Consider the following 13317-nt stretch of genomic DNA (forward strand, 5'->3'; position numbering starts at 1 on the left):
TCATGAAAATGGCGTATACAATCAGTCAGATGGTAACATCTGACTGCACAACCTCGTGGTGTTAGATGTTTTCATCCGACACTCAGTTTTATTTTAAATGAAATATCCGTGGTGTTAGATATTACCATCTGACACTCAGATCTGTTATCAAATTGAAATAGATTTTTTATTATTGGAGCGCAATTCCAGTAATCATAGGTTACTTTGTTCCCGTGTTTCGCTTTACGCTTTCCCGAAAGTTCGGGATACCTCCTTGCTGCAGGGTAACGCTCAATGTCATTAAGTTAAGGAGAAAACAAAAAACATTGTCATCCTGTCCAAAGGACTCCTACGGAGAGCCTGTCGAAGGACAAATGTTTTTTCGTTTTCGACTATAGAAAAGGTCTTCGACAAGCTCAGACTGACAACGGCATAGTACTTAACTTAATGACATTGGGGTAACGCTGTACCCGGGCTAGATGGCCGAAGTAGTGTTTAGTTTTAACGTTTGCATGGTGCACCAACGCTGTTCCTAAACCCGATTGGAACGGATGCTGGTTTCTTCAACCAGCAGGAGGGAAAGCGGGTCTGAGACTGCCATATACAGAGAACCGCTCATTTCCAAATCAATTTGGTGTTATATTACAGGTGGTGTTGGATGTTCCCATCCGACACTCATACATATACCAAGATAATTCATGAAAATGGCGTATACAATCAGTCAGATGGTAATATCTAACTGCACAACTCCGTGGTGTTGGATGTTCCCATCCGACACTCAGTTTTATTTTAAATGAATGGACTTTTATTGGGAGTGCAATTGCAGTAATCATAGGTTACTTTGTTCCCGTGTTTCGCTTTACGCTTTCCCGAAAGTTCGGGATACCTCCTTGCTGCAGGGTAACGCTGCACCCGGGGCTAGATGGCCTAAATAGTATTTCATTTTTAGGGTTGTATAGTGTACCCACCTTTGTTCCTAAACCCGAATGTAATGAAAAGCCCGTAAACGAAGAATGAGTGCGGACTTGGAATGGAAAGCGGGACTAAAAATGCCAAGCACGCAGAACTGCTCATTTTCAAATCAATTTTACAAACTATGTCTATTATCAATGGAGAGATCTGTTTACCAATTTAATCTCATTTGAGCTTCTATGTGGTTTCCAGACTTCGGATCTCTAACTTTCGGACTTATCAAGTCTTATAAATCCCTGCGGCCATTTTTTCGATAAATCCCTTTGGCAGGATTCTATTGGCATATACACTGATGATATTGGTAAAACCTGGAATAATTTCAGATTTTTCGGCAAACATTCCTTTTAATGCGATTTCAGCTACCTCATCAGGCTTCATATTAAACTTTTCGGCCATTTTATTAAAGGCATCCAGTCCGGCCCGGTGGGCAAAACCTGTATCAACAGGGCCTGGACTCAAACAGCTTACAGAAACCGGACCATCTTTAAGCTCGAACCTTAAAGCCCTCGTAAAAGATAAAACAAAAGCTTTAGTTGCCGAATAGATGGCCAAGGTTGGTACCGCCTGGTAGGCAGCAGTACTGCAAACGTTGAGTATATAAGCCTTTTTTTCTGTAGAAAGGATTGGAAGCAATAAATGGCACAGTGAAGTTACCGTAATCATGTTTAATTGACACATTTCTAACTGGGCACTTAAATCCAATTCTTCAAATTTCCCCCACAATCCATAACCTGCATTATTAATCAGGATATTAATGGCATAATTCCTTTCTGTTATCCAGTTGTATACCAATTTTGGGGCTTGAGCCTGGTTAAGATCAATCGACAAGATATCTACTTCAACGTTATATTGGTTTTTGATCTCCGTTTGTAAAGAAATCAATTCATTAGCCGAACGGGCAATAAGCAACAAGTTGATTTTTCTCCTGGCCAGTGCAATGGCCATAGATCTTCCTATACCTTTACTGGCTCCGGTTATCAGTGCGTACTTCATCTTTGTTTCCAACATTTTTTTACTCCAAACGGTTTAACGCAAATATCAAATAAATTAAATCTTATGCCTTATTTATTTTAAAATGATGAATGATTAAACACCATGTAGGTATCTTTTTTGAGTTATTATTTTTAACAAGTCTAAATAATGTTAGATTTGCTGAAATTTAGATATTACATGAAACACCATTACATAAAATTTTTCGCCACTGCGCTTATAATATTATCTACAGTTACCCTCTTTGCACAAATAGGGAAGGGAACAATTACCGGAAAAGTTGTCGACTCGTTAGGGAACAGCATACCCTTTGCCAACATACAGGTTAAAAAGCAAAATCTTAAAACTACTTCAGGTAAAACCGGTGCATTTAAGTTAACGGATGTTCCTGCAGGAAACCAACAGATCAGGGTTTCCATTACAGGCTACGATCAATTTGAGCAGGTGGTATCGGTTATTGCAAACGATACAATTCAGGTAAATATTGTTTTAAAAGAGCAGCGTTCTGAACTTAATGATGTAATTGTTTCGGCAAGTAGACGACCTGAATCTTTGTCGCAAACACCCTCATCGGTAACGGTGCTTACAGCAAAGGAATTGAATACACAATCTGCAATTAGCCCGAATTTAGCTAATATCCTTTCATACAGCGTACCTGGATTGGGTTTTTCTACCAATCAAACGGGTAACTCTGGTCAGACTTTGCGTGGTAGAAATGTTTTGGTATTAATTGATGGTATTCCGCAATCAACTCCATTAAGGGCAGGAGGAAGGGATATCCGCAGTATCGATCCTTCGGTTATAGAGCGTGTTGAAGTTATTAAAGGTGCCACCGCCATTTATGGTAATGGTGCAGAAGGAGGTTTGATTAACTACATTACTAAAAAAGCCGATAAAGGAAAATCATTCGGAGGTTATTCTCAAGCCGGAATTACAGGAAACTTAAAAGGCGATAGCACCATAGGCTACCGTTTTTCACAACAGCTTTACGGCAAAACAGGTAAGTTCGATTATCTGGTAAGTGGTATGTTCGAAAAAACCGGCGTTTTCCGCGATGCTGAAGGCTTGGTAATTTCGCCTGAATATGGTTTAGGCGAGACTAAATCTTACAATGGCTTTGTAAAACTGGGATATAACTTTACTCCAAAACAGCGTTTGCAGGTGATGTATAATTATTTCAGCTCCAGACAGCATTCTAAATACCTAACCAAAGATGGTGTTTACGGTCAATCGCCGGCTATTGGTATTTATGGGAAAAGACTGGGCGAAGATGAAGGAACAAGGTTTAACCATAATGCCAATTTACAATATACCAATCAGCAGATTTTTGGCAAAACAGATTTAACGGCCAATGTATATTATCAGGACTTTTATACCATTTATTCTAACTCAGTGTCATTTTTCGGTAGCGGCCAATCGGCCATTACTTCAACAAAAAAGGGTGCAAGGGTAAACCTGAATACACCTTTTAATATTGCAGATCAGGTACCAATGCAATTGAACTATGGTTTGGATTTAATGAACGATAAAACTGCTCAAAGCTTAACAGATGGCCGTTTATGGGTACCTAATATGAATATGGTGAACTTTGCACCTTACTTACAGGCTTCTGCAACTTTCATTAATGATTTAACCATAAAGGGAGGCTTAAGGGTAGAAAATATTAACATTGATGTAGACGATTTTAATACCTTGGCTACCGGTGCAAACGGTGCAGGAAGTATAGCGGTGCAAGGGGGTAAATTAGATTATAATGCTTTAGTATTTAATGCTGGCGCTCGTTACTCGAAATTCAAGTTTTTTAATCCTTTTATCAGTTATGCACAATCTTTCTCGGTGTTCGAGCTGGGTAGGGTGTTAAGGGCAGCAAAAAGCAATACCTTATCGCAGTTAGAAACTAAACCAATTATTGTAAACAATTACGAAGCTGGTTTTAGCAGTACCGTAGGTAAACTGAATTTTAGTGCTGCTTATTATTACAGCACGTCTAAACTGGGCGCCAATCTTTTAGAAGTTAATGGAACTTACATCTCTCAACGTATTCCAGAGCGTGTATATGGATTTGAAATCCAGGCAGATTATCAGGTTCTACGCGATTTGAGCATTGGTGGTAATTATGCACAGGTAGAAGGAAAAGGCGATGTAGATGATGATGATAATTTTAACGGAGAGAAAGATGTGTATTTAAACACAACCCGTATCCCGCCATCAAAAACCACTGTTTACCTTAAATATTCAGGTATTAAAAACTTAAGTTTAGATGTAGACTGGATGCGTGTAGGAAATCGTGACCGCTTTAAAACCAATGCGGCAGGTAAATATTTAATTGGCGAAGGTCCGGTAAAAGCATTCAATTTATTTAATGTTGCAGCCGTGTATCAGGTTACACAGCCTTTAAAACTATCGGTAGGTGTAGAGAATTTATTGAACAAAGTTTATTATCCTGCCATTTCTCAGTTTTACGGCAGCAATGTAAATTATGTGAGAGGGAATGGACGCAGATTTAACCTATCACTAGGCTACGCTTTTTAGACAATGAAGAACAGGAATTTTAAAAATACCATCAGGAACATTCATCTCTGGCTCGGCCTGGCTACTGGCCTGGTGGTATTTATTATTAGTATAACTGGTGCGCTGTATATCTTTGAAGAAGAAATCAGAGATTTTACACAAAAAGATTTCCGCTACGTAGAACTTCAACAGAAGCCTTTTGTAGGTTTAGATCATATCATTTCAACTTTCGAAAAATTATCACCCAAAGACCAGTTAAGGCTGATCAGAATTGAAGATGGGTTTTCAAATGCAACAGTAGAAATTACCACTAAAAAGGGGATTGTTTACTATTTTAATCCTTACAATGCCGCCTTGGTAAAAAGAGGTGGCGAAGATTGGCTTCAGGTTGTAGAGCATATCCATACCTCCCTGTTGCTAGGAAAAACAGGAAAGTTTATCATGCAATGGTCGGTGGTTATTTTCGTACTAATGCTGATTACAGGACTTGTACTCTGGTTTCCTGGCCAGATGCGGTTATTAAAACAATCTTTAACGATTAAAAGAAAAGCTTCATTTAAACGGTTAAATTACGATTTACACAACGTATTGGGCTTTTATGCATCTGTTGTGCTATTGGTTACTGCTTTGAGTGGTTTGTACTTTGCTTTTAAAGAGGTGAAAAATGCGGCTAGTTTTTTTACCGGGAGCAAATTAGGGCAGGGAAAAGCCATCGTTTTAGCCAAACCTACACACATCGATTCGCTACCTGTACGTTACAATAAAATTTATACTGAAGCTAAAATTAAATACCCTGGTGCTATTTCCACTAGTTTTTCGCTGCGTGGTAAAGGCGAACTGCGGTTAAGAATGATTTATCCCTACCACTGGGCACGCAACCAGAATACCTTTTTTTATGAGGAAGCTACAGGCACAATGATCAGGGCTAAACTGTATAAAGATTTTAACGGGGCCGATTTAATAGAAGCCACCAATTACGATCTGCATACGGGCAGACTTTTAGGCCTTCCGAATAAAATTCTTTCCTTTTTAGCGGCTTTGGTTGCAGCGAGTTTGCCGATTACAGGTTTTATCATCTGGTGGAAGAAAAGGAAAAAGCCCAGTAAAGCTAAACCTATCCTTACCTCAAAGTAATTGGAGCATCTAAATTGCAGTAAAACCACTTCTGTATTAGAACCTGAAGTCATTTAACTAAGCTGCTCAGCATATGCTTTAAGCTGGTTCAGTCCCGATTGACAGAATTCCTGTTGCATGGTTAAATCAAGGCTTGCAACGGGCTCAAAGATTTCGGTAAGCGTAACGGGGTTATTTCCTGTAAAGGTGATCAGGCTTTTCCGCTCATCATCTAATGTATAAGCAATTCGCTCATGCGCTATAATTTCAGTGTAAGTTCCGCTAAAGTCAAAATTTTCGGTTCCGTCTTTTTTGGCCATAACGTATAAAAAACCACTTCCTACTACCAGGTTATTTTCAATTTTCTTATTGATCCATTCGTCTGATGGAGTATTCCACTTGGCAATATGTTCGGGCTCATTCCATATTTTCCAAACCAGACTAATGGGTTTATATATCTGAATACTGGCAGTTAAAGTATTTTTAAAATCCATGGCGCTTTAATTTTTTATAAAAATAATTGCTCGTACCAACAATTTAAGTGGTCATTAAAGACAAATTTAGAGGTGATTTGAGCAGGGATTTAAAAGAAAACTAAAATAAAAAACAGTAATTTTTATATCTGTTTTTCAGACTTTAGGTGTATGATTATCTAGATGAAGCAAACAAAAATTGCTTCATTGGTGTAGTTATAATTCCGCTAACACGGGAGTAATTTGAAAGGGGTAAACATGGATGTAGTTACCCTTTTCTCTTTTAACAACATTTTAAGTAACGAACTTGTTTAGTTCATTTTGTTCAGTATTGTTTGGCTGAATCCGAAATTAATAACGATTGTTTTACAACAAAGAACAAAAGAGGAGACACAGCTGCAGATGCTTAATTGGTTTCTACAGCCATTAACATCTCCATTTTCCATCCCTCCATATTTTTTGTACCCTTGTAAAAAAAATAAAAATGGAGAAAGCACTTGTTAATATAACCTATTGCCCCAAATGTGGCTGGATGTTACGTTCGGCTTATATGGCGCAAGAAATTTTAACCACTTTTGTTGATGAGCTAAAGGGGGTAACTTTAATTCCGAGTGAAACATCGGGCGTTTTTACTGTTCATGTTGGCGAGAAACTAATTTTCGATAGAAAGCAGATGCAACGCTTTCCTGAAATTAAAGAATTAAAACAGCTTATTCGTGATGAAGTGAATCCAGACATGAACCTTGGCCACTCTGATGTTAAATAGCGAACATTTAAATTTAGGAATCTAAGAGCCTGTTTAAATTTGATACAATTATTTTACTTATCTAACATTTTTGTCACACTGAGGGGTAATTTATTTTGTAAAAATCAATATAAATGACATAAGGATTTTTAGCGGATTGTAAGCTGCGAGGAATCGTCATTGCGAGAAGGCTTTTTCAGCCGACGAAGCAATCTTACAACGATCGCTACTAGCGTGCGCATTAAGATTATTCATTTTTGCAGTTGTTTTTAAAGGCATTCATGAGCTCAATTATTCGGTTATCTTCTTGCCTTGCAATGACGACCTTTCTATGGAGGTCTGCTAATGGTAGCGGAGTCGATTGCTTTTAATATATCGAAAAACGGGTCTTCGACTAGGCTCTCCACAGGAGTCCTTTGGACAGACTGACATACTAATCATTTATAATAAAATTTATACAGGCTCTAAGTAATTGATCTATAGTTGGGAGACTACGTGATTATTTCAGTCGCGAACAGGATTTTAGTAAATTGTTATCTTAAAGCCAAGATCAGTTTGCCTGATTTGATTCTGAAATAGTAGGTTAAAGAAGTTCTTCCTTTTAAAACTTCAATAGTTTTAATGGCGCCAGAACTGCCCCACGTGTCAGAAATAAGATCGCCAACTTTCAGTTGTTCTAGTTTATGGATGGGAGTCAATGCATCAATATGTGTCATAGTAACAAAAATAAACCAATATATTTTTTTTAGATAGGGTTTTTGTCTCAAAATATACATTTCACGTTTATGTGTAATAATAAATACTACGGTTTCGGTCTGTAAATAAGTAGGTGTTGTAGGTTGAATTATTAAAATGTAGGTGGAACAACATCAAGATAGAACAGAGCTGTCTTTAATATAGGAGAAATCTTACGGTTTTTGCTATTTAATCCTAAACAATAGCCGATAGCTGAGTTTTAGGAAAATATGTATATTCGTTTCCTGCCATGCATACCACGGTACGGTTTCTCTATGTTCCTTATTCAGAAAAAAACTGCTTGCTCCATATTTTTTTTATGGATGGGTGCAGTTATTTGTTTTGCCCAGTCTACAACTATTCGCCTTAAATATCTGGGGGTAGAAAGTGGCCTATCTAATAATGTGGTAAACTCTTTGTATCTGGATCATTTTGGGTTTATGTGGATGGGTACCTATGATGGATTAAACCGTTACGATGGCTATCATTTTAAGGTTTTTAGAAATGGCTGGGGAGATGAACATTCATTAGTAAATAACCACATTACGGTACTGAATGGAGATGCGAAAAACAAGGTTTGGGTAGGTACGCAAAAGGGTGTTTCTTATTATGATTATGCCGATTCCAAGTTTCATCAATTGATTTATCTAGACAAGGGAAGAAAAAATGAGGTAAGTTATGCTATTAATTCCATTGCAATAAGTAAGGCTTTAGCTGTTTATGTAGCTACTGAAGAAAAAGGCCTGTTTATGCTCGAAAAGAATAGCAGCATTGCAAAACGAATCCCATATGGCAAAAATTTGGATTTCACTGTAAAAGCTTTATATGTTGATGAACAACAAACCCTATGGCTTTTTATAAAAGATGTGGGGCTTTGCAGATACGATAATGATAAACATAGAATCCGTTTAGTAACTGCTGCCGTACGCTCAGTAACATGCATTACCAAAGGCACTAACCAAACACTCTGGGTTGGAACAGAGCACGGACTTTTTCAGTTTGATAAAGCCAATAGTAGCCTCACCAAGTTTAACCAGCATTTAAGCAATGAGAATATTATGAGTTTATTGTTTGATCGGCAACAAAAACTCTGGATTTCAACTGATGGGGGAGGAATTGCTGTTTACAATACAAAAAATCAAAAAACAAATTACCTATCTGCAGGAAAAGAAAAAGGCTTACTGAGCAGTAATTCTGTCGCCCAGGTTTACGAAGACAGCGAATCTAGAAAGTGGATCGCAACCTTACGTGGTGGGGTTAATATCATCGATCCAGAAAATGAGCAGTTTACCACTATTAAACATAATCCATTAAAAAACAATTCCTTAATTAACAATTTTGTACTCTCCTTTAGCGAAGATGAAAACAAAAACATTTGGATCGGGACTGATGGAGGTGGTTTAAGTGTTTGGAACAGAAAGCAAAATACTTTTGCTAATTATGCCAAAACCAGCGATCCAAACTCTTTAACCAGTAATTTTGTTACCAGTATTTTAAACGATGCAGATCACAACGTTTGGGTGGCCAGTTTTAGCGGCGGGATAGATCGTTTTAATAAAACAACCGGGAAATTTGTTCACTATAACTGTTACAATAACTATAAAGGCGTTGATGACATTAACATTTGGAAGCTTTATCAAGACAAACAAAAAAATATTTGGGTAGGCACTACAAAAGGTGGTGCATTGTATCGTTACAATAAAATTGCCGATAAATTTGAACTTTTTGATCATAACCTAAAGGATATCCACAGCTTGTTCCAGGATTCGAAAGGAAGACTTTGGGCAGGGAACTATACCGAACTGATCGAAATCGATCCAATAAACAAAAAGCATAAATATACGAAGATCAATTTTGCCATCAGGGCCATTCAGGAAGATTTTAATCATCAAATATGGATCGGCACCGAAGGTGGAGGTTTATTGCTTTTTGATCCGGAAACCAAAAAAATAAAGCGGTATATCCAGAGCGATGGCTTACCAAGTAATTCGGTGCTCAATATCCTTCAGGATGCTCAAGGTAATTTATGGTGTAGTACTTATAACGGTTTATCAAAATTTGATGTTGCACACCAAAGCTTTAAAAACTATTATGCTACCGATGGCTTACAAAGCAATCAGTTTAATTATAATGCTGCATTAAAACTTGCAAACGGTAACTTTTTGTTTGGTGGAATTGATGGCTTCAATTTGTTTTCGCCCGATAGCATTAAGAAAAATAAAAGGATACCAAAAATGGTGCTGACTGATTTTAGGATCAATAATATTCCGCTCGATCAGGATTCAGGTTATAACGATATCTCTGTTGTTAATTTAGCATGCATAGAAATCCCATTTAGTGCTGCGGTGATTTCTATCGATTATGCAGCAATAGAATTCTCTTTTCAGGATCAGATTTCTTACGCCTATTACCTCGAAGGTTGGGATAGAGACTGGAATTATGTGAACAAATTAAGCACAGCCTATTATTCCAGGTTAAATGAAGGTGAGTATAAACTGCACATTAAAAGTACCGATACCGAAGGCGCCTGGAGCAACAATGAAAAGATTGTAATAATTAAGATTTTACCCCCTTGGTACCGCACCTGGTGGGCCTATGCCATTTACCTTATTATAGGATCTTCCCTATTTTATCTTTTTCAAACCTATCGTAACCGCCAGAGAAGATTAAAACACGAGGTAGAAATTACCAACCTTAAGATGGAGCGTGAAAAGGATCTGAATGAGAAAAAACTGAATTTCTTTACCAATATTTCGCACGAGCTGAGAACGCCGTTAACCCTAATTGTTAATCCGATTAAAGATATTATCCATAAGAAAGACCCAGGGCAAGAAAAGAACGATTTAAATATTGTTTACCGTAATTCGAGGCGTTTGTTAAGCCTGGTAGATCAGTTATTGCTGTTTAGAAAAACGGAAAGTGAGAACGACGCCTTGAAGATTGTAAGGATCAACCTCTACAAATTTACCAACGAGATTTTCCTCTGCTTTAATTATTTGGCAAAGCAGAACCATATCGAATATACTTTTGAGTGCGAGGAAGAAGACCTGGATATTTATGCAGATAAAGACAAACTCGAAATCGTTTTCTTTAACCTGCTCTCTAATGCACTTAAATTCACCCCGAAAGGCGGTTTTGTGAAATTTAGTGTTAAAACCCTTGGTATGCGGGTGCAGATTGAGGTGAGCGACAGTGGTCCGGGCATACCGGCGCATGTGGGTGAAAAGTTATTCGATAAATTTTATAAGGTAATGTCGAACGAATCGCTGAAGATGGGTTTCGGTATAGGTCTTTACCTGGCCAAAAACTTTGTTGAATTGCATAAAGGGAAAATTTCATTCCGCTCCAATCAGGAGATGGGTACCATATTTTTGATCGATATTCCAGTAGGAGAACCAAACTTGCAACAGCAAAGTGGTGTTTTCCAAAACGAATTAACCTATGTAAATGAGCTTATTGCGCAAGAGGAAGAAGCAGAAAATAACGATGCCGAGAATGTGGGCAACCTCGAATTGCTCATTTCTGATTTACACTCGATTTTGGTTATTGACGACAACGCCGAAATTATTGATTACATCAAGCATATTTTTCAGGATAATTTCAAAATTTACAAGGCCGAAAATGGTACAGATGGGCTGAAACTCTGTAAAGAATATTTGCCTGATATCGTAATATCTGATGTAAACATGGATGGCCTTAACGGTATCGAACTCTGTAAGGCGATTAAGGAGGATTCTGCCTTGAGTCATATTCCGGTAATTCTGTTAACCGGCGACCCTAGTCCGGAGGTAAAACTTAAGGGAATCGAAGTTGGTGCCTATGATTTTATCAGTAAACCCTTCGATAAAGAGCTTTTTACAGCCAAAATTAATAGCATTATAAAAAACAGGACCAATCTTCAGTCTTATTTCTACAATGAAATAACCTTGAAGAGTGATGCCCATAAAGTATCTCATGAGGATAAGGGCTTTCTTCAAAAGTGCATTACCATTATAGAAGAAAACCTGATGGAAGACAGTTTTAACGTAAAAACACTGGCATCTGATCTTGGAATGAGCCATTCTAATCTCTATAAAAAGATCAAGGCCACTTCAGGTCAGTCTATAAATGGTTTTATCCGTTTTATCAGACTCAGAAAGGCTGCCGAATTGTTAATCAATACCAATTTAAATATTAACGAAGCTGCCTTTAGGGTAGGTATAAATGACAGTAAATACTTTAGAGAACAGTTTCAGAAGCTGTTTAAATTAACGCCGTCAGAATTTATAAAGAAACACCGGAAAAGTTTTCATAAATACTATAATATTAATGCCACAACATAAAAGTTACGTTATTTTGGCTTTTAAAGGCGTTTATCTTAAAACGCCCCCTGCAAAGTATGATTTAACCCCCTGTGTAAAGCTTAAAAATTTCGGTACTTCGGCTTCACCAAATGTAAGAAACCGAGCAGCCTAAAACGTATAATGTATCAATCCCTAAATAAAAGTATATTTCTAATCTGCACATTCATCGGTATCAATCTGATGAGTGTTGCACAAGAAACACAACTGAGTACCATTGCCAGTAACGGCTGGGCAAACAACTCGGTAAATACTGTTATTTTCCGTAAAAATTCGTTAATCAGCTTTAAAGATAGCCAGTATGCTGCTTATTATGATCAAGAACAAAATGTGGTGTTGGCCAAACGCAAAATCGGCTCAACCCGTTGGATATTAGTTACCACGCCCTATAAAGGCGATGCCACCGACGCTCATAAATCAATTAGCATTATGGTAGATGGTGATGGTTTCCTTCATATTGCCTGGGGCCAGCATAATAACAATCTAAACTATGCCAAATCAGTTTCAGCAGGTTCATTAACCTTAGGGAATAAAAAAGTTATGCTTTCTGTAAAGGAAAATAAAGTCAGTTATCCTGAGTTTTATAAGCTGGCAAACGGCGATCTCTTGTTTTTTTACCGCGATGGTGGCTCTGGAAACGGAAACCTGATGATAAACCATTATAATCTGAAGACCAAAAAATGGACACGTGTACAGGATGGGATGATTGATGGCGAAGGACAGCGAAATGCATATTGGCAGGTAGCTATAGATCAGGTTGGAACCATCCATTTATCGTGGGTGTGGCGCGAAAGCCCTGATGTAGCCAGTAACCATGATTTATGTTATGCCAAATCAACCGATGGAGGTTTAACCTGGTTAAAATCTACCAATGAAAAATACAGTCTTCCCATTACTGCCGCTAATGCAGAATATGCACTTAAAATTCCGCAAAAAAGCGAGCTGATTAACCAGATATCGATGTTTGCCGATGCCAAAGGCAAGGTATTTATTGCAGGTTATTGGCGTGATACGAACGAAACCATACCACAATATCACCTGGTTTTTAAAACAGACGACCATTGGGAAGTAAGCAACCTTAACTTTAGAAAAACAGCTTTTAGTTTAAGTGGAGGAGGTACCAAACAGATTCCGATTTCGCGCCCGCAGATTATCGTTTGGCCAAATGGAAAATATTATGCTGCGGGATTGTTGTTTAGGGATGCTGAACGAGGTAATAAGGTTTCAATTGCTTTGAATGGTGAGCTCGGATCAGGAAATTGGAAGGTTGAAGATCTTACTCAAAAAAGCCTTGGCGATTGGGAACCCAGTTATGATACCGAACTTTGGAAAAGGAAAGGGATTTTGAGCCTGTTTCTGCAGCATGTTACCCAGGTAGATGGAGAAGGAAAGGCTAACCAGCCACCCACAATAGTGCAGACCCTGGATTGGAAACCAGAAAATAAATAATGAATTAACC

The 13317-nt window shown here is 37.9% G+C and carries 8 protein-coding genes; 5 read left to right on the forward strand and 3 right to left on the reverse strand.

Annotated features, from left to right (window positions below):
* Window positions 1-1170 precede the first annotated feature (1170 nt).
* The gene (locus AW17_RS10930; RefSeq protein ID WP_167343666.1) at window positions 1171-1944 is read right to left on the reverse strand and encodes an SDR family NAD(P)-dependent oxidoreductase; all 774 of its coding nucleotides are present in this window, start codon (window positions 1942-1944) and stop codon (window positions 1171-1173) included.
* A 177-nt stretch (window positions 1945-2121) separates the two neighbouring features.
* Here AW17_RS10930 and AW17_RS10935 point away from each other — a divergent pair, with 177 nt between their 5' ends.
* Together AW17_RS10935 and AW17_RS10940 are read left to right on the forward strand one after the other, a co-directional pair.
* The gene (locus tag AW17_RS10935) at window positions 2122-4473 is read left to right on the forward strand and encodes a TonB-dependent receptor (protein ID WP_029276318.1); all 2352 of its coding nucleotides are present in this window, start codon (window positions 2122-2124) and stop codon (window positions 4471-4473) included.
* A gap of 3 nt (window positions 4474-4476) precedes the next feature.
* On the forward strand, window positions 4477-5586 hold the full coding sequence (locus AW17_RS10940; protein ID WP_051691763.1) for a PepSY-associated TM helix domain-containing protein: 1110 nt from the start codon (window positions 4477-4479) through the stop codon (window positions 5584-5586).
* A gap of 53 nt (window positions 5587-5639) precedes the next feature.
* Here AW17_RS10940 and AW17_RS10945 read toward each other — a convergent pair whose 3' ends face one another.
* Complete coding sequence (locus AW17_RS10945) at window positions 5640-6059, reverse strand: SRPBCC domain-containing protein (protein WP_029276322.1); 420 nt, start codon at window positions 6057-6059, stop codon at window positions 5640-5642.
* 463 nt (window positions 6060-6522) lie between these two features.
* Between AW17_RS10945 and AW17_RS10950 the strand changes: the two genes are divergently transcribed.
* Window positions 6523-6804 carry an Rdx family protein gene (locus tag AW17_RS10950; protein WP_029276323.1) on the forward strand — a complete coding sequence of 94 codons (282 nt, stop codon included), beginning with the start codon at window positions 6523-6525 and terminating at the stop codon, window positions 6802-6804.
* A gap of 512 nt (window positions 6805-7316) precedes the next feature.
* On the opposite strand, the gene AW17_RS10955 is transcribed toward AW17_RS10950, so the two are convergent.
* On the reverse strand, window positions 7317-7499 hold the full coding sequence (locus AW17_RS10955; RefSeq protein WP_029276325.1) for a hypothetical protein: 183 nt from the start codon (window positions 7497-7499) through the stop codon (window positions 7317-7319).
* A gap of 342 nt (window positions 7500-7841) precedes the next feature.
* Between AW17_RS10955 and AW17_RS10960 the strand changes: the two genes are divergently transcribed.
* Together AW17_RS10960 and AW17_RS10965 are read left to right on the forward strand one after the other, a co-directional pair.
* Entirely contained in the window at window positions 7842-11840 is a 3999-nt protein-coding gene (locus AW17_RS10960; RefSeq protein ID WP_051691764.1) for a hybrid sensor histidine kinase/response regulator transcription factor, read from the forward strand.
* Between the two features lie 201 nt (window positions 11841-12041).
* The gene (locus AW17_RS10965) at window positions 12042-13307 is read left to right on the forward strand and encodes a BNR repeat-containing protein (protein ID WP_051691765.1); all 1266 of its coding nucleotides are present in this window, start codon (window positions 12042-12044) and stop codon (window positions 13305-13307) included.
* The last annotated feature ends 10 nt before the right edge of the window (window positions 13308-13317 follow it).

Origin of the sequence: Pedobacter borealis DSM 19626 (assembly GCF_000708285.2) — a bacterium.
Lineage (GTDB): Bacteria > Bacteroidota > Bacteroidia > Sphingobacteriales > Sphingobacteriaceae > Pedobacter > Pedobacter borealis.

Excerpts from the sequence above, each read along its gene's own strand:
- AW17_RS10930 (WP_167343666.1), bottom strand. The coding sequence starts at position 1,944 with ATGAAGTACGCACTGATAACCGGAGCCAGTAAAGGTATAGGAAGATCT.
- AW17_RS10935 (WP_029276318.1), top strand. The coding sequence starts at position 2,122 with ATGAAACACCATTACATAAAATTTTTCGCCACTGCGCTTATAATATTA.
- AW17_RS10940 (WP_051691763.1), top strand. The coding sequence starts at position 4,477 with ATGAAGAACAGGAATTTTAAAAATACCATCAGGAACATTCATCTCTGG.
- AW17_RS10945 (WP_029276322.1), bottom strand. The coding sequence starts at position 6,059 with ATGGATTTTAAAAATACTTTAACTGCCAGTATTCAGATATATAAACCC.
- AW17_RS10950 (WP_029276323.1), top strand. The coding sequence starts at position 6,523 with ATGGAGAAAGCACTTGTTAATATAACCTATTGCCCCAAATGTGGCTGG.
- AW17_RS10955 (WP_029276325.1), bottom strand. The coding sequence starts at position 7,499 with ATGACACATATTGATGCATTGACTCCCATCCATAAACTAGAACAACTG.
- AW17_RS10960 (WP_051691764.1), top strand. The coding sequence starts at position 7,842 with ATGGGTGCAGTTATTTGTTTTGCCCAGTCTACAACTATTCGCCTTAAA.
- AW17_RS10965 (WP_051691765.1), top strand. The coding sequence starts at position 12,042 with ATGAGTGTTGCACAAGAAACACAACTGAGTACCATTGCCAGTAACGGC.